This window comes from Kitasatospora sp. NPDC090308, assembly GCF_044769485.1.
In the GTDB taxonomy this organism is placed as follows: domain Bacteria; phylum Actinomycetota; class Actinomycetes; order Streptomycetales; family Streptomycetaceae; genus Kitasatospora; species Kitasatospora fiedleri.
Window position 1 is genome coordinate 304,261 of the sequence record NZ_JBIVXY010000007.1, and the last position, 15,970, is coordinate 320,230.

Annotated in this window: 15 protein-coding genes; 4 read left to right on the top strand and 11 right to left on the bottom strand. The window is 74.9% G+C overall.

Features of this window, described 5'->3' with window-relative positions:
- Nucleotides 1–9 precede the first annotated feature (9 nt).
- From ACIQVD_RS19285 to ACIQVD_RS19295, 3 genes are all read right to left on the bottom strand, one after another.
- The gene (locus ACIQVD_RS19285; protein WP_100834550.1) at nt 10–1,179 is read right to left on the bottom strand and encodes an acyl-CoA dehydrogenase family protein; all 1,170 of its coding nucleotides are present in this window, start codon (nt 1,177–1,179) and stop codon (nt 10–12) included.
- A 196-nt stretch (nt 1,180–1,375) separates the two neighbouring features.
- Nucleotides 1,376–2,545: an AI-2E family transporter gene (locus ACIQVD_RS19290; protein ID WP_402290562.1), complete on the bottom strand. Its 1,170-nt coding sequence runs from the start codon at nt 2,543–2,545 to the stop codon at nt 1,376–1,378.
- 405 nt (nt 2,546–2,950) lie between these two features.
- Nucleotides 2,951–3,124 carry a CsbD family protein gene (locus tag ACIQVD_RS19295; protein WP_100834551.1) on the bottom strand — a complete coding sequence of 58 codons (174 nt, stop codon included), beginning with the start codon at nt 3,122–3,124 and terminating at the stop codon, nt 2,951–2,953.
- Between the two features lie 130 nt (nt 3,125–3,254).
- Here ACIQVD_RS19295 and ACIQVD_RS19300 point away from each other — a divergent pair, with 130 nt between their 5' ends.
- Complete coding sequence (locus ACIQVD_RS19300) at nt 3,255–3,425, top strand: hydrophobic protein (protein ID WP_100838233.1); 171 nt, start codon at nt 3,255–3,257, stop codon at nt 3,423–3,425.
- Nucleotides 3,426–3,558: 133 nt separating this feature from the next.
- Here the strand turns inward: ACIQVD_RS19300 and ACIQVD_RS19305 are convergent, their stop codons facing one another.
- From ACIQVD_RS19305 to ACIQVD_RS19315, 3 genes are all read right to left on the bottom strand, one after another.
- Complete coding sequence (locus ACIQVD_RS19305; RefSeq protein WP_402290566.1) at nt 3,559–4,356, bottom strand: maleylpyruvate isomerase family mycothiol-dependent enzyme; 798 nt, start codon at nt 4,354–4,356, stop codon at nt 3,559–3,561.
- A gap of 129 nt (nt 4,357–4,485) precedes the next feature.
- Nucleotides 4,486–5,574 carry an ACR3 family arsenite efflux transporter gene (gene arsB, locus ACIQVD_RS19310; RefSeq protein ID WP_402290569.1) on the bottom strand — a complete coding sequence of 363 codons (1,089 nt, stop codon included), beginning with the start codon at nt 5,572–5,574 and terminating at the stop codon, nt 4,486–4,488.
- Nucleotides 5,574–5,879 (bottom strand): ArsR/SmtB family transcription factor, encoded by a 306-nt coding sequence (locus ACIQVD_RS19315; protein WP_400680980.1) that lies wholly within the window; start codon nt 5,877–5,879, stop codon nt 5,574–5,576. The genes arsB and ACIQVD_RS19315 overlap by 1 nt, the downstream gene beginning before the upstream one ends.
- 103 nt (nt 5,880–5,982) lie before the next feature.
- On the opposite strand from ACIQVD_RS19315, the gene ACIQVD_RS19320 reads away from it, so the two are divergent.
- Both ACIQVD_RS19320 and ACIQVD_RS19325 read left to right on the top strand, forming a co-directional pair.
- Complete coding sequence (locus ACIQVD_RS19320) at nt 5,983–6,444, top strand: arsenate reductase ArsC (RefSeq protein WP_402290572.1); 462 nt, start codon at nt 5,983–5,985, stop codon at nt 6,442–6,444.
- Between the two features lie 79 nt (nt 6,445–6,523).
- Complete coding sequence (locus tag ACIQVD_RS19325; RefSeq protein WP_402290574.1) at nt 6,524–9,403, top strand: FAD-binding and (Fe-S)-binding domain-containing protein; 2,880 nt, start codon at nt 6,524–6,526, stop codon at nt 9,401–9,403.
- Between the two features lie 84 nt (nt 9,404–9,487).
- Here the strand turns inward: ACIQVD_RS19325 and ACIQVD_RS19330 are convergent, their stop codons facing one another.
- Both ACIQVD_RS19330 and ACIQVD_RS19335 read right to left on the bottom strand, forming a co-directional pair.
- Nucleotides 9,488–10,690, bottom strand: coding sequence for a C40 family peptidase (locus ACIQVD_RS19330; protein ID WP_402290576.1), 1,203 nt, complete (start codon nt 10,688–10,690; stop codon nt 9,488–9,490).
- 184 nt (nt 10,691–10,874) lie between these two features.
- Complete coding sequence (locus ACIQVD_RS19335; RefSeq protein ID WP_402290579.1) at nt 10,875–11,873, bottom strand: Gfo/Idh/MocA family protein; 999 nt, start codon at nt 11,871–11,873, stop codon at nt 10,875–10,877.
- Nucleotides 11,874–12,165: 292 nt separating this feature from the next.
- Here ACIQVD_RS19335 and ACIQVD_RS19340 point away from each other — a divergent pair, with 292 nt between their 5' ends.
- Nucleotides 12,166–13,026 carry a maleylpyruvate isomerase N-terminal domain-containing protein gene (locus ACIQVD_RS19340; protein WP_400680969.1) on the top strand — a complete coding sequence of 287 codons (861 nt, stop codon included), beginning with the start codon at nt 12,166–12,168 and terminating at the stop codon, nt 13,024–13,026.
- 71 nt (nt 13,027–13,097) lie between these two features.
- Here ACIQVD_RS19340 and ACIQVD_RS19345 read toward each other — a convergent pair whose 3' ends face one another.
- From ACIQVD_RS19345 to ACIQVD_RS19355, 3 genes are all read right to left on the bottom strand, one after another.
- Nucleotides 13,098–14,207 (bottom strand): PP2C family protein-serine/threonine phosphatase, encoded by a 1,110-nt coding sequence (locus ACIQVD_RS19345; protein WP_402290582.1) that lies wholly within the window; start codon nt 14,205–14,207, stop codon nt 13,098–13,100.
- Nucleotides 14,208–14,391: 184 nt separating this feature from the next.
- Nucleotides 14,392–14,814 carry a CBS domain-containing protein gene (locus tag ACIQVD_RS19350; RefSeq protein WP_402290585.1) on the bottom strand — a complete coding sequence of 141 codons (423 nt, stop codon included), beginning with the start codon at nt 14,812–14,814 and terminating at the stop codon, nt 14,392–14,394.
- A 107-nt stretch (nt 14,815–14,921) separates the two neighbouring features.
- A complete protein-coding gene (locus ACIQVD_RS19355) occupies nt 14,922–15,869 on the bottom strand; it encodes an SPFH domain-containing protein (protein WP_400680962.1) in 948 nt (315 codons plus the stop codon).
- Nucleotides 15,870–15,970 lie beyond the last annotated feature (101 nt).

Here is a 15,970-nt window from a genome sequence, read left to right on the forward strand (position 1 = left end):
CCGCCGGGATCAGACGAAGGCGCCGATGCCGGTGGCGGCCCGGCCGACGATCAGGGTGTTGATCTCCCGGGTGCCCTCGTAGGAGTAGAGCGCCTCGGCGTCGGCGACGAAGCGGGCGATGCTGTAGTCCAGCACGATGCCGTTGCCCGCCAGGAGTTCGCGGCCCCAGCCGACGGTCTCCCGCATCCGGGTGGTGCAGTACGCCTTGGCCAGGGCGGAGTGCTCGTCCCGGAAGGTGCCGGCGTCCTCCAGCTGGGCCAGCCGCACCACCATCCCCAGGCAGGAGGTGGCGTTGCCGAGCATCCGCACCAGCAGGTCCTGGACCAGCTGGAAGCGGGCGATCGGGCCGCCGAACTGCTCGCGCCGACGGGTGTAGTCCAGCGCGATCCGGTAGGCGCCGAGCATCACCCCGACCGCCTCCCAGGCCACCCCGCTCCGGGTGCGCCGCAGCACGTCGGCGGTGTCGCGGAAGCCCTCCGCCCGCTGCAGGCGGTCCGCCTCGGGGACCCGGCAGTCGGTGAGCACCACGTCGGCGTTCTCCACGGTGCGCAGCGCCATCTTGTTCTCGATCCGGGTGGCGCTGAACCCCGGGTTGTCGCCCTGCACCACGAAGCCCAGGACGTGGTCGGTCTCCTCGTCCCTGGCCCAGACCACCACCAGGTCGGCGAAGGTGGCGTTGCCGATCCAGCGCTTGGCCCCGTTCAGCACCCAGGTGTCGCCCTCGCGCCGGGCGGTGGTGCGGAGCCCGGCGGCGACGTCGGAGCCGCCCTGCGGCTCGGTCAGCGCGAAGGCGCCGATCTGCTCCATCCGGGCCATCGCCGGGAGCCAGCGCTCGCGCTGCTCCGGGGAACCGCAGCGGGCGATGCTGCCCATGGCCAGTCCGGAGTGGACGCCGTAGAAGGTGGCCATCGAGGCGTCCACCCGGGCCATCTCCAGCGCGATGAAGCCGTTCAGCAGGCTGCTGGCGGGCTTCTCCCGGTACGCGAGGCCGCAGATGTCGAGTTCGGCGTAGCGGGGGATCAGCTGGTGCGGGAACTCGGCCCGGCCCCACCACTCGTCGGCGTGCGGGGCGACCTCCCGTTCCAGGAAGTCGCGGACCCGCCGCACCACCTCGGCCTCCTCGGGGGCCAGCAGGTCCTCGAACCGGTACAGGTCCTCCGCCAGTACGGTGTCGGTCATGGTGCGCTCCTCGGTTCGGCGACGGGGCGGCGACGGTGCCGCCCGGGGTGCGCCTACCCCTTGATCGCCCTTCGACGCCGCCCTTCGACGCCGCCCGTCCCCCCGGTGCCCGTCCGGTTCCGGCCGTCCGGGCCGGTGGCGGTCGGCGCGCCGGTCGGCGCACCGGTCGCCGTCCCGGCCGGTCAGCGGTGGCCGGTCAGCGGTGGTCGAGGTGCGGGAAGACGAACTCGTCCAGCAGCAGGCCGAGGGCGACCGCGGCCGGGACGGCGACCAGCGCGCCGACGATGCCCAGCAGCGCGCCGCCGACCAGGACCGCCACGATGGTGACGAAGGGGTGGACGTCGACGGCGAACTTCATCGTCCGCGGCATGATCAGGTAGTCCTCCAGCAGCCGGAAACCGATGTAGAAACCGGCCGTGGCGAGGGCGACCGGCCAGGAGACCGCGAGCGCGACCAGGCTGACGACGATGCCGCCGATGGTGGAGCCGACGATCGGCACCAGGTCCATCAGGGCCACGAACACGCCGAGGGCGGCGGCGTACGGCACGCCGACCGCGGCGCACCACACGGCGGTGGCGAGGCCCGCGATCACCGAGGTGACCAGGTTGCCGAGCATGTAGCGCCCGGTGCGGGTGAGGATCTCCTCGGTGAGTTCGCGGGCCCGGGCGCGGCGGCTGCCCTGCACGAAGCGGTAGCAGAACTCCTTGATGTCGGGCATGCCCGCCATCAGGTACAGGGTCACGGTGGCGACCACGGTCACCGAGGTGACGGTGTCGAGCAGCAGCCGCCCGGCGCCCAGGACACCGCCCATCAGGCCGGGTCCGCCGCTGCCGCCGAGGGCGTTCTTGGCCTGCTCGGCGAGGTGGAAGCGGTCCTCGATCCGGCCGAGGACCGAGTGGTGGTCGTGCACCTGGTCCAGCCAGAGCGGGATGCGGCGGGCCAGCACGCCCGCCTCCTGGCCCACCGGGGGGACCACCAGCAGCAGGAAGCCCGTGGTCAGGAGCAGGAAGACGCCGAGCACGGCGGCCACCGCCCAGCCCCGCCGCAGCCGGCGCCGGCACAGCGCGGCGACGATCGGCTCCAGGCTGACCGCGAGGAAGGCGGACAGCAGCAGCAGCGTCAGGAACTCCTCCAGGCGCAGCAGTTGGCGGAAGAGGAACCAGCCGGTCAGTGCGCCGAGCGCCAGGCGCAGTCCGGTGGAGAACCCGGGCAGGCGGGCGAGCGAGGAGCGTCGTGCGGGCGCCTCGGACGGCGGGGGGTCGGCCACGGGGGCGGCCGGGGCCGCGTCGGGGGGCACGAGCAGTCGGCGGCGGATTCCGTCCGCCGCGCCGGTGGTGACGACGCGCAGTCCCGGTGGCATCTTCATCGTCGTGGGTCCGTTCCGCTCGCGGGCCTGTGCTGTGGGCACCGTCCGGTTGCCCCGTCGCAGCGAGTCGAAGCCCCCCGGAGGCGGCCGGTGCGCGGGCGGGACCGGCCGGGGCGGTGCCGAGGATGGGGTGGGGTGGGGACGCGGCGCGGCCCCGGGCACGCACCGGTGAGGGTGCCCGGTGCCCGGGGCCGTTCGGCCGGGTCGTGCTTCACCGGCCGCACCGCCGCGGCGGAGATGTGGGATCACGCCGGGGCGGAGTCGGTGTCCGCTGCGCGTGCGGCACAGCGGTGGCTGGTGGGTCGTGCCCAACTGGTGGGCCGCGCACGACCGGTGGGTCGTGCGGCGGGGTGGCCCGGGTCCGACCGTTTCGGGTCGGGCCCGGACCGGATCGCCGGGGGCCGCTCAGTCGCGGAAGGCGTCCTTGACGTTCTCCTTGGCCTGCTTGAGGTCGCCCTTGGCCTGGTCGGCCCGGCCCTCCGCCTCCAGGCGCTCGTTGCCGACGGCCTTGCCGACGTTCTTCTTGACGGCGCCCTTGAGCTTGTCGCCGGTGTTCTCGACCTTGTCACCCGTGCTCATGTCTGCCTCCTGGCTGCCGGTTTCACGCTGTCGAACAACCGGGTGCCCCGTGCCGACCGGAAGATTCCCACGAATATTCGCGGTGGCCGGGGGCAGCAGAGGCCGCGACATCGAGATCCTGGAGGCTGTCGTGGTTCCCCTTCTGTTGGTCCTGCTCCTCGCTCTGCTGCTGTTCGGTGCCGGTTTCGCAGTGAAGATCCTGTGGCTGGTGGCCGTGATCGTCCTGGTGGTCTGGCTGGTCGGTTTCGTGGCCCGCGGCGCCCACCCCTCCGGCGGTCGCCACCGCTGGTACCGCTGGTAGGACGCGCCCGTACCGCCCCGGCCGCTTGGGCCGCCCCGGACTTCCGGGGCGGCCCAAGCGGCCGGTTGGCGTGAACCGGCGCCACCGGCTCGTCCTGCTGTCCCGACCCATTCCCCCGGCCCACTCCCCCGGCTTACTCCTCCGGTTCCCAGGCTCGGAGCAGGTCGAGCAGCCCGGCGTCCCCGTCGACCCGCAGGGAACCGGCCGGGACGCGGTCGTACAGGTAGAGGACCAGCTCACCGGCCGTGCCGTGGACGGAAACGCCGGCCGGGTCCGAGCCCGCACCGTCCGCGGCAGCGGGCGCGGGGAGGCGGGCGGAGCGGGCGCCGTCGCCGTCGACCGTGAGGCGCCAGGAGCGGCCCTCGGTGGCGTGGAAGTCGAAGATGGCGGGCTCGTGCGGCCACGCGCTGGGCGACGCGACGCAGGTGAACAGGAACTCCTCGACGCCGTCGAGGGCGAGCTCGGCCGGCAGCGGCTGCGGGGCGCCCCCGGCGAGCTGGGCGTCGTAGGCGTGCACCGCGCTCTCCTGGACCCGGTGCCGGGCGACTCCGCCGGAGGTCCGCGGCGTCTGCAGCGCGCTCCACCACGCCCAGCAGCCCGCCTCCGGGCCCGCCTCGCGCAAGGCGCCCAGCAGGAGCTGCGTCGACGCGGCCAGCCAGGCCAGCAGGGCCTCGCGCTCCCGCGGCGCTTCCAGTGCGGCGCGCGCGGCGACGGCTTCGGCCGGGGGGCCGTCGGCGGGCCCCGCGCCGACGATGGCGGCCCAGAAGCGGTCTCCCCCGCCCAGGTGCTTCGCCAGGTCGAACAGCGTCCACTCCGGGCAGGTCGGCACCTGCGCGTCGAGGCTGGGCGCGGCGGCGACCGCGGCGCGGAAGGCGGTCGACCGTTCGTCGATCAGTCCCAGCAGGTCCGGGAATTCAAGATTCTTTTCCACGCCGGATGTCTACCACCGTGCTGCGCGGCCGGACAGCGATTTTCCCGCCCGCCGCCGGTGGGTGCTCCGGCCTGCCTCGCCGCGCGGCCGGGGCGCCGGGGTGGCCGGCTGGTCCCCCGGGGTGTCGGGTCAGTCCGCCGGGGCGAACGCCGGACGCCGGGCGAGGGCGACCCGGACCAGGGCGATCAGGACCGGGACTTCGATCAGCGGGCCGACCACGCCGGCCAGGGCCTGGCCGGAGGTGACGCCGAAGGTGCCGATGGCGACGGCGATGGCGAGTTCGAAGTTGTTGCCGGCGGCGGTGAAAGCCAGGGTGGCGGTGCGGTCGTAGCCGAGGCCGAGTCCCTTGCCGAGGGCGAAGGCGCCGAACCACATGAGCGCGAAGTAGGCCAGCAGCGGCAGCGCGATCCGGGCGACGTCCAGCGGCTGCGAGGTGACGGCCCGCCCCTGGAGGGCGAACAGGACCACGATCGTGAACAGCAGGCCGTACAGGGCCCAGGGACCGGTCTTCGGGAGCAGGTCGCTCTCGTACCGCTCGCGGCCGAGCTTCTTCTCGCCCAGGCGCCGGGTGAGGAAGCCCGCGACCAGCGGGATGCCGAGGAAGACCACGACGTTGAGCGCGATCCTCCCCATCGAGACGTCGAGGTGCTCACCCTCGCCCAGGCCGAGCCAGCCGGGCAGCAGGTCGAGGTAGAACCAGCCCAGCACGCCGAACATGACGACCTGGAAGACGCTGTTGAGCGCGACCAGGACGGCGGCGGCCTCGCGGTCGCCCCGGGCGAGGTCGTTCCAGATGATCACCATCGCGATGCAGCGGGCCAGCCCGACCACGATCAGCCCGGTGCGGTACTCGGGCAGGTCGGGCAGCAGGACCCAGGCGAGGGCGAACATCACGGCGGGCCCGACGACCCAGTTGACGACCAGCGAGGGGGCCATCAGGCGGCGGTCGCCGGTGACGGTGTCGAGCCGGTCGTAGCGGACCTTCGCCAGCACCGGGTACATCATCACCAGCAGCCCGAGCCCGATGGGCAGCGAGATCCCGCCGACCGCCACCTCCGCCAGGGCGTCGTTCAGCCCGGGGACCAGCCGCCCCAGCCCGAGGCCGACGGCCATCGCGCCGAGGATCCACACCGCGAGCCAGCGGTCGACGAACGACAGCCTCCCGGCGACGGACGCCGCTTCGCCTCTGATGTCCGGGGCGGGCGCGGTGCGGGCCATCAGCAGGACCTCTTCACGTCGCCGTGGGCGCGCGCGGTGGCGGCCAGGTCGGCGAACCGCGCGGACAGCGACTCCAGCACCTCCGGCCGCAGCCGGTAGTACGTGAACCGCCCGCACGGCTCGGTGTCCACCACGCCCGCCTCCCGCAGCACCTTGAGGTGGTTGGAGAGGTTGGTCTGGCGGGCGCCGGTCTCCGCCACCAGGTGCGTGGTGCACAGGGTCTCGCGGGCCAGCAGGGTCACGATCTGCAGCCTGAGCGGGTCGGACAGCACCCGCAACAGGTCAGTGTCGACTGACATCACCATGCGCTGATACTTTCACATCAGCGGCTGCTGATGCGACCGCCCCGCCCGCCCATGTCCATCCCTCTCCGCTGCGCCCTCCCCCGTCCGCGAAGGAACGCCCCCGATGTCCGAAGCCGCCGCCCGACCCGTCGCCGCCCCGCTCGCCTCCGTGCTGTTCGTCTGCGTCCACAACGCCGGACGCTCCCAGATGGCCGCCGGGTTCCTCACCCACCTCGCCGGGGACCGCGTCGAGGTCCGCTCCGCGGGCTCCGCCCCCGGCCACGAGGTCAACCCGGCCGCCGTCGCCGCGATGGCCGAGGTCGGCATCGACCTCTCCGAGCGGCGGCCGAAGCTCCTCACCACCGCGGCCGTCCGGTCCTCCGACTACGTCATCACCATGGGCTGCGGCGACGCCTGCCCGTTCTTCCCCGGCAAGCACTACCGCGACTGGCCCCTCGCCGACCCGGCCGGCCAGGGCGTCGAGGCCGTCCGCCCGATCCGCGACGCGATCCGCGCCCGCGTCGAGGAGCTGGTCGCCGAGATCGACGCCCGCCCGGCCGGGAGCCCGCGCACCGAAACCCGCTGATCCCCCGTCAGTCCCGGTCCGCCGCCGCCGGGCCTGCCGCAGCCGCCCGGGCGCGGCCCCGCCTGGGATGATCGGGGGCATGGCTTCCGATCTCGCCCGCGCCCTCGCCGCCGCCGTCCGCGGCGAGGTCCGTTTCGACACCGCCGAGCGCGCCGTGTACGGGCAGGACGCGTCGAACTACCGGCAGGTGCCGCGCGGGGTGGTGAAGCCCGTCGACCGGGCTGACGTGCGGGCGGCGCTGCGGGTGTGCCGGGAGCACGGGGTACCGGTGGTGGCGCGCGGGTCGGGGACGAGCATCGGCGGGCAGGCGATCGGGCCGGGCGCGGTGGTGCTGGACTTCCGGCGGCACTTCGGGCGGGTGCTGGAGGTCGATCCGGAGCGGCGCACGGCCCGGGTCGAGCCGGGCACGGTGCTGGACGAACTCCAGCGCGCCGCCCGGCCGTTCGGGTTGCGCTTCGGGCCGGACCCGTCCACCCACAGCCGGTGCACGCTCGGCGGGATGATCGGCAACGACGCCTGCGGCTCGCACTCCCTCGCCTGGGGCCGCACCTCCGACAACCTGCACGGCCTGGACCTGCTGCTGGCCGACGGCACCGAGCTGTCCGTCACCGGCCCGCTGCCGCCGGCCGAGCGGGCCGCGCTCGCCGCCGCCCCGGGCCGGGTCGGCCGGCTGCACCGGGAGTTGCAGGCACTGGCGGCGGACAACCTGGGGCTGCTGCGCCGGGCGATGCCGGTGCTGCCACGGCGCGGTTCGGGCTACCCGCTGGACGCGCTGCTGCCCGAGCGCGGCTACGACCTGGTCCGGGCGGTCACCGGCACCGAGGGAACGTGCGCGCTGCTGCTGGGCGCGACGGTGCGGCTGGTGCCCGAACCGGCCGCCCGGGCGCTGGTGGTGGCGGGCTACCCGGACGAGACGGCGGCGGCCGACGCGGTCCCCGGGCTGCTCCCGCTGGCACCGCTGACCTGCGAGGGGATGGCGGCCGACCTGGTGGCCGCACTGCTGGCGTCCGGTCCGCGCCCGCCGGTGCTGGACCGGCTGCCGGACGGCGCGTGCTGGCTGTTCCTGGAGACCGGGGGCGCGACACCCGCCGAAGCCGCCGACCGGGCCCGGCAGTTGGCGGACGCGGTGCGGCGGGAGCGGTCCGTGACGGCCGTGCTGGTGACCGACCCGGGCGAGCAGCGGGCGCTGTGGGCGATCCGCGAGGCCGGGGCGGGCATCGTCACCCGGCTGCCGCCGGGGCCGGACGGGCGGCCGGGCGGCGCGGCCTGGCCGGGCTGGGAGGACTCCGCCGTCCCGGTCGAGCAACTGGGCTCGTACCTGCGGAAGTTGCGCACGTTGCTGAAGCGGCACGGGCTGCGCGGGGTGCCGTACGGGCACTTCGGCGAGGGCTGCGTGCACCTGCGGCTGGACTTCCCGCTGCGCGAACGTCCGCAGGAGTTCCGGGAGTTCATGGCGGAGGCGGCGGATCTGGTGGTGGCGCACGGCGGTTCGCTGTCGGGGGAGCACGGCGACGGGCAGGCCCGGGCCGAGCTGCTGCCGCGGATGTTCCCGCCGCAGGTGATCGAGCTGTTCGCCCGGTTCAAGCGGATCTGGGACCCGGAGGGCCTGCTGAACCCGGGGCTGCTGGTCGATCCGCGCCCGCTCGACGCCGATCTGCGCTTCCCCGGACGGGAGTTGCCGCTCACCCTGGCCTACCCGGAGGACGGCGGCAGCCTGCCGGCGGCGGTGCACCGCTGCGTGGGCGTCGGCAAGTGCGTGGACACCTCGTCCGGAGTGATGTGCCCGAGCTACATGGTGACCGGGGAGGAGCGGCACTCGACCCGGGGCCGGGCCCGGCTGCTCGGCGAGATGCTGCGCGGCGAGCTGGTCACCGACGGCTGGCGCTCGCCCGAGGTGCGCGAGGCGCTGGACCTGTGCCTGGGCTGCAAGGGCTGCGCGAGCGACTGCCCGGTGCACGTGGACATGGCCACCTACCGGTCCGAATTCCTGTACCACCACTACCGGTTCCGACCGCGTCCGGCCGCGCACCTGTCGTTCGGCTGGCTGCCGCTCTGGCTGCGGCTGGCCCACCTTGCGCCGCGCGCCGCCAACGCCGCGCTGCGCGGCCGGTTCGGCGCGCCGGTGCTCAAGCGGCTCGGCGGCGTCGATCCGCGCCGCGAGCTGCCCGCGCTGCCGGAGCGCCGGTTCAGCGCCTGGTTCCGCGCCCACCGGGCCGCGCACCCGGCGGCGGCGGACGCCCCGGCGGTGCTGCTGTGGCCCGACTCGATGTCCGAGCTGCTCGATCCGGTCCCGGCCCGGGCGGCCGTGCTGGTGCTGGAGCGGCTGGGCTTCCGGGTGGTGCTGCCGTCCGGGCCGGTGTGCTGCGGGCTGACGCTGGTCGCCAGCGGGCAACTCGGCCTGGCCCGGCGAGTGGTGGCCCGCTCGGTGCGCAATCTGGGCGAACTGCCGCCCGGGCTCCCGGTGGTGGGCCTGGAGCCGTCCTGCACGGCCACCGTGCGGGCGGACTGGGCGCGGCTGCTGCCCGGCCAGGCGTCCGAACTCCCGTCCCGGATCCGCACCCTGGCCGAGTTCCTGGACGAGCGGGCGGTGGAGCTGCCGAAGCTGTCCGGCGCGGCGATGACCCAGGTGCACTGCCACCAGCACGCCGTCCTCGGCACCGGCGCCGACCGGCGGATCACCGCCCGGCTGGGCCTGGACAACCGCGAACTCGACTCCGGTTGCTGCGGGTTGGCGGGCGCGTTCGGGTTCGAGCGGGGCCACTGGGAGGTGTCGGTGGCCGCCGCCGAACGGGCCCTGCTGCCCGCCGTCCGGGCCGCCGACCCGGGGACGCTGCTGCTCGCCGACGGCCTGAGCTGCCGCACCCAGATCACCCAACTGGAGCCGGGTGCACGGCCGTTGCACCTGGCGGAGGTGCTGCTGCGGGCCTTCGAGCAGGCCGACGGGAACGACGGGCGCTGAGGGCCCACCGGGCCCGGACCGGTGAGGCCGCGGCCCGCTCCGCCACCGCGTGGAGCGGGCCGCGGCCTCACCGGCGGCGCACCGTCAGCAGTCGGGGATCACCGTGCCGTTGTTGTCCTTGGCCACGTCGTTGCCCCACCGCGACAGGTAGAACGCCGACACCCACTGACCACCCGGCCCCACGTCCGGATCGGTCTTCAACCACCAGTGGTTGTACGACGACCCGCTCGCCACCTGACGTCCCCACGCCTTGCAGAACACGTAGTTGGTGCCCTGGTACAGCGTGCCGGTCTGCGCCGTGCCGGTGGGAGACGCGTACACCGCGGCGTTCGCGAAGGTGTCCACCCAGTACTTACCGGTGCTGGGCGGGGCGCCGCCGCCCGCGCAGTCGGGGATCACCGTGCCGTTGTTGTCCTTGGCCACGTCGTTGCCCCACCGCGACAGGTAGAACGCCGACACCCACTGACCACCCGGCCCCACGTCCGGGTCCGTCTTCAACCACCAGTGGTTGTACGACGACCCGCTCGCGATTTCGCGCCCCCACGCCTTGCAGAACACGTAGTTGGTGCCCTGGTACAGCGTGCCGGTCTGCGCCGTGCCGGTGGGAGACGCGTACACCGCGGCGTTCGCGAAGGTGTCCACCCAGTACTGGCCGCCGTTCGACGGCGGCGGGGTCGGGCTGCCGCCGCCCGGGCCGTAGAGGCGGATCGCGCCGTAGTAGTCGCCGTGCGAGGACAGGGCGGCGACCCGGACGTAGCCGCCGGAGTACGGGGCCTCGACGATGTAGCCGTTGCCGAGGTACATGGCGACGTGGTGGATGGTGGAGGCGGTGTCGCCGAAGAAGACCAGGTCGCCGGGGAGCAGCGGGGCCGTCCCGTCCGACCGGTAGTAGCGGGCGACGGCGCGGGAGCTCGGCCACTGGGTGTACGTGGTGCCGTTGATCACGTCGGCGCCGACCGCGAGGTAGTAGGCGTAGCGGACCAGTCCGGAACAGTCGAGGCCGCGCACGTGGCAGTCGTTGGGGGCGCCGTTGGAGGCGTCGCAGCTGCCGTAGCTGGGGCCGGGCGCCGAACCGTGGCCGCCGCCCCAGGAGTAGGGGGTGCCGATCTGGTCGCAGGCCGCGCCGACCGCGGCGACGGCCTGCGGGGCGGCACCGGAGGAGAGGACCCCGCAGGCGGGGGCGGCTTGGGCGGGCCGGGCGGCGGCGCCGACGAAGAAGACCGCGAAGGAGGCCACCAGGGAGAGGATCACCGCGCAGCGCAGTGGTACGGATGTCCACCGCGGCATGGGGTTGACGCGCGTAGTCACAGGGGTGTCCCGAACTGTCGTGGGGGCGTGGATTGTTGGCGGACATTCAAGCACCGCACCCCCGCCGCCCGGTAGACCCCGGACGCACTCCCCCGGACCCGCCGCGCGGCGTTCACCGCCGCTTCGCCCCCGCGCCCCCGCGCACCCCCGCGCCGGTGGCGGGTCACTCGCCGGGGTAGCGGACCCCGATCCGCTCCCGGACCGCGTCCAGGGTGCGCATCACGGACAGCGTGGAGTCCAGCGGCACCAGCGGCGACTCGGTCTCGCCGGCCCGCAGGCAGCGCATCACCTCGGCGGCCTCCAGCCCGTAGCCGTGCCCGGCCTTCGCCGGTCCGGTGAAGGTCTCGGGCTCGGCGCCGTCGCGGTACAGGGTGAACCCGGCCGGGTGGAAGAAGTCCCGCTCGATCTCGATCCGGCCCGCGCTGCCCTGCACGGCGGCCCGCTGGCCGCACTGCACGTCGAGCGAGCAGGACAGCAGGGCGGTCGCGCCGTTCGGGTGGCCGAGCAGGATGCCGGTGTTGGCGTCCACCCCGAGGTCGGTCAGCCGGGCCCACGCCTGCACCGACTCCGGTGCGCCGAGCAGCAGCTGGGCGAACGCGACGGGGTACACCCCGAGGTCGAGCAGGGCACCGCCGCCCGCCGCCGGGTCCCACAGCCGGTGCCCCGGGTCCTCCTGCGCGGTGAACCCGAACTCGGCCTGTACGGAGCGCACTTCACCGATCGCACCGTCCGCGACCAGCTCGGTGATCCGCCGCACGGTCGGGTCGAGGTAGGTCCACATCGCCTCCATCAGGAAGACCTCGCGCTTGCGGGCCAGCGCGATCAGCTCGGCGGCCTGGGCCGAGTTGAGGGTGAACGGCTTCTCGCAGAGCACCGCCTTGCCCGCCTCCAGCAGCAGCGCGGTCGCGCCGTGGTGCGCGGAGTGCGGGGTGGCCACGTAGACCACGTCGACCTCGGGGTCGGCCGCCAGCTCCTGCCAACTGCCGTACGCGTGCGGGATGCCGTGCCGCCCGGCGAAGGCCCGGGCGGACTCCTCCCGCCGGGAGGCGACGGCGAACGCCTCCGCGCCGGGGACGGCGGCCAGGTCCTCGACGAAGGAGGTGGCGATGCCGCCGGTGGCGAGCACGCCCCAACGGATCGGTCGGTCGGCGATCGGTCGCACTGCACGCTCCTCGGGTCCGGCAACGCCACGGCCGCCCCAGCCTATCCACCGCCCCACCTGCGCCGACAGCCCCCTCCGGGCGGCGGGGCCCGGTGCCGGGAGGCGCGGAGGTCCGGTGCCGGAGGGCGCACGGGCCGGGAGGCGGGCGCGCGGGGGCCGGGCAGTGGGCGCGCGCGGGCCGCCGGTTTTCGTCCGCTCTTCGTCCGCGGTGGGTTCCGCCGTCCATTACCGGGCGGTAGCCTGCCGGTCCGGCGCGTGGCGCCGCACTCGTAGCCGTCTGGGGGCCGCCGCCATGACCGACCACCGCACCGATCCCGCCGCCGTCGCCCACCGGGCGACCCGGACCGCGCTCGCCGGGACGGTCGACCGCCTGTGCGTGCTGCTGGAGCGGACCCACGGGCTGCGGCACCGCTCGGCGCTGCCGCGGTGGTCGGCGGGGCAGGTCGGCGCGCACCTGGCGGCGGTGTTCTGGGCGTACTGCTCGGCGGTGTCGGACGAGGAGCCGGTCGACTGGGCGGAGGTGCTGCCGGGCGGGGAGCCGGCGTTCGGGCCGCGGATGGCGGCGGTGAACGCCCGGGCCGTGGCGCTGGTGGGCGAGCGGACCGGCGAGCGGCGGGCGGGGTTCGTCGCGGAGCGGGCCGAGCTCTTCCTGCGCGCCACCGCGCCGCTCGCCCCGGAGACCCCGGTCGCCACCCCGTGGTACGGCCCGGAGCCGGCGCTCACGGTGGCCGCGTCGACCGGTCTGCTGCTCAGCGAGTGCCTGGTGCACGGGCTGGACATCGCCCGCGCCACCGGCCTGCCGTGGCGGATCGAGCCGGAGCACGCCCGGCTGGTGCTCGGCCAGGCGATGCCGGTGATGATGCCGCTGGCCCTGGACCGGGAGCGGGCGCGCGGCGTGGACGTGGTGTTCGACCTGGCGGTGCGGGGCGGCCCGCGGCTGTTCCTGGCGGTGCGGGACGGCGCGATGACGGTGACCACCGGCGCCGCGCCCCGCACGCCGGACTGCCGGATCTCCGCGGACCCGGTCGCCTTCCTGCTGGTGGCGTTCCGGCGCAGCCCGCAGTGGAAGGCGGTCGCGCGCGGTCTGCTGCGGGCGGGCGGCCGCAAGCCGTGGCTGGCGCCGCGACTGACCTGGCTGGTGCCGTCCCCCTGAACCCGCCGGTGGGCCCTCCCGTGCGCCCGCTCCCGCCGTCGGGCCGTGCGCGGGCCGTGCGCGGGCGGCGATCAGCGCGGCCGGGTGACGGCGATCAGTGCGGCGTCGTCCATCAGGCGTCCGCCGACGTGGTCGAGCAGGTCGCGGCGCAGCGCGTCGAGCAGGGCGCGGGGGGCACCGGCGGGCTGGAGCGGGCCGGTCCGGTCCAGGAGGGGGTAGAAGGCGCCGGCGGCGTCGCGGGCCTCGGTGACGCCGTCGGTGTAGAGCAGCAGGGTGCTGCCGGGCGGGAAGTCGAACTCCTCGGTGCGGCGCTCGACCGGGCCCAGGGCGCTCATGCCCAGCGGGGGCGCGGTGCGGCGCAGCGGCAGCGGGTGGGCGCCGCGGGGGGTGAGCAGCAGGGGCGGGGGGTGTCCGCAGTCGGCGATCCGGGCGGTGGGGCGGTCGTCGGGCAGGTCGAGGACGAGGGCGGTGGTGAAGTTCTCCTGCACGTCCTGGCCGCTGTCGGCGAGTTCGGCCAGGTGGCGGCGGTAGGAGGCTTCGAGGGCGTCGGCCAGCCGCGCGGGGTCCTCGTGGTGGTGGGCGAGTTCGCGGAACGCGCCGAGCAGGGCGGCGGCGTCGCCGACGGCGGCCAGGCCCTTGCCGCGGACGTCGCCGATCAGCAGCCGGGTGGCATGCGGGGTGCGGACGGCGGCGTACAGGTCGCCGCCGACGTTGGCCTCGTCGTCGGCGGCGAGGTAGCGGGTGGCGATCAGCAGCGGGCCGGCGTGGTCGGGCAGCGGGCGCATCAGGACCCGCTGGACGGCGTCGGAGACGGTGCGGACCCGGTCGAGTTCGCGGCCGTGGCGCTCGTGGATGCGGGTGTAGGCGACCACGACGCCGGTGACCGCGGCGAGCGCGACCAGCTGGGCCTGGTGGTTGGGGGTGAACAGGCCGCCGTGCAGGACGGCGATGACGGCCTGCGCGACCAGGGCGAGCAGGCCGATCAGGACGGTCAGCCGGGTGCCCGCGAAGGACGGGGTGATGGCGGGGGCGACCACCAGCAGCGGGCCGAGGTGGATGTTCGGGGAGATCGAGATGTCGATGGCCGAGATCAGCACGATCAGGCCGATCGGCAGCAGCACCATCAGTCGTCCGGTGCGCCACTCGCTCAGCAGGCCGGCCAGTCTCCGCCGCACTCCCACCCCACCACCATGCACCGCGGACGCCGCCCCCACGACCCGGTGCACCGCGCGTGCCCGGGGTGCGGCGCTGCGTCACCGCCGGCTCCGGCCCGCGGCTCCACGGCCACCGCCCCTACGCCCGCGCCTGCGTTCACGCCCGCGCCCGCACCCGCACCCGTCACAGCAGGCAGGGGCGGGGCGGGGTTCAGCGCGCGGTGATGGCGGTGACGAACTGGGCGAGGCGGTCCTGCGAGAGGTGCCGGGCGATGTCGGCCTCGGTGATCATGCCGACCAGCTGGTGGTCGGGGTGGTTGATCACCGGCAGGCGGCGCACCAGGTGCTCCTCCATGACCTCCAGGACGAGGTCCGCCTCCTCGTCCTCCTCGATCACCAGCGGCCGTCCGGCGGCGAGTTCGGCGCAGCGGACGGCGGCGGGGTCGCGGCCCTCGGCGACGCACTTGAGCACGATGTCGCGGTCGGTGAGGATGCCCAGCAGCTTCTGCTCCGCGCCGCAGATCGGCAGCGCGCCGACCCCGCGGTCGCGCATGATCCGGGCGGCTTCGGCGAGGGTCTGCTCGCCGGTGACGCACTCCGCGCCGGAGTGCATGATCTCTTTCGCGGTGGTCATGGCCGGACCTCCCGAGCTGGTTGGTGCGCGGCGTCCCCGCGCACGGTACGTCCGTCCCCCATGCTCGCCCCGGGCCGGGGCGGGCCGCCACCGCTGGCGGCGGCCGGTCAGGCCGCGTGCGGCGGCGCCACCCGCAACGGGCCGGAGCCGGCGGCGAGTTCGGCGGCGGTGGCGACCTGCGGGAGTTCCAGCTGCTCGACGCCCGGGTCCGGCGCCCCGACCTCTCCCGCCGGGGCGCCGGGCCCGGACGGCCCGTCGGCCTGCGCGGCCCGGACGGCCTGCGCGGTCTGTGCGGTGGCCCGGTCGGTGGAGCTCTCCAGGAAGCGCAGCAGCTCCACCGGGAAGGGCAGCACCAGGGTGGAGTTCTTCTCCGCGGCGACCTCCACCACCGTCTGCAGCAGCCGCAGTTGGAGCGCGGCAGGCGTCGCGGACATCACCTTCGCGGCCTCCGAGAGCCGTGCGGACGCCTGGAACTCGCCGTCGGCGGTGATGATCCGGGCCCGCCGCTCCCGGTCGGCCTCGGCCTGCCGGGCCATCGAGCGCTTCATCGACTCGGGCAGCGCCACGTCCTTGATCTCCACCCGGTCGATCTGGATGCCCCAGCCGAGCGCCGGGCTGTCCAGCATCAGTTCGAGCCCCTGGTTGATCGGCTCGCGGTTGGCCAGCAGCTCGTCCAGCTCGCTCTTGCCGATGATCGACCGGAGCGAGGTCTGCGCGACCTGCGACATCGCGAAGTTGTAGTCCTGGACGCTGACGAGCGCCTTCACCGGGTCGACCACCTTGAAGTACACCACCGCGTCGACCCGGACGGTCACGTTGTCGCGGGTGATGCCCTCCTGCGCGGGGACGGGCATGGTGATGATCTGCACGTTCACCCGCCGCATCCGGTCCGCCACCGGCATGATCCGGGCCAGCCCGGGCCCGCGCACCCCGTCCAGCACCCGGCCGAACCGGAACACCACCCCGAGCTGGGTCTGCTGCACCATCCGCACGCTCAGCCCGGCGTACAGGCCCAGCACCACCAGCAGCGCAATCACCGCGCCGACCACGATCATCGCCGTCACCTCGACCCGACGTTCCGGCCCGACCGGTGCCCGGACCCGTACCTCCACGCTACTCCGCGCCCTGCCGTCCCGGAGCGGACGCCGCCCGTAGG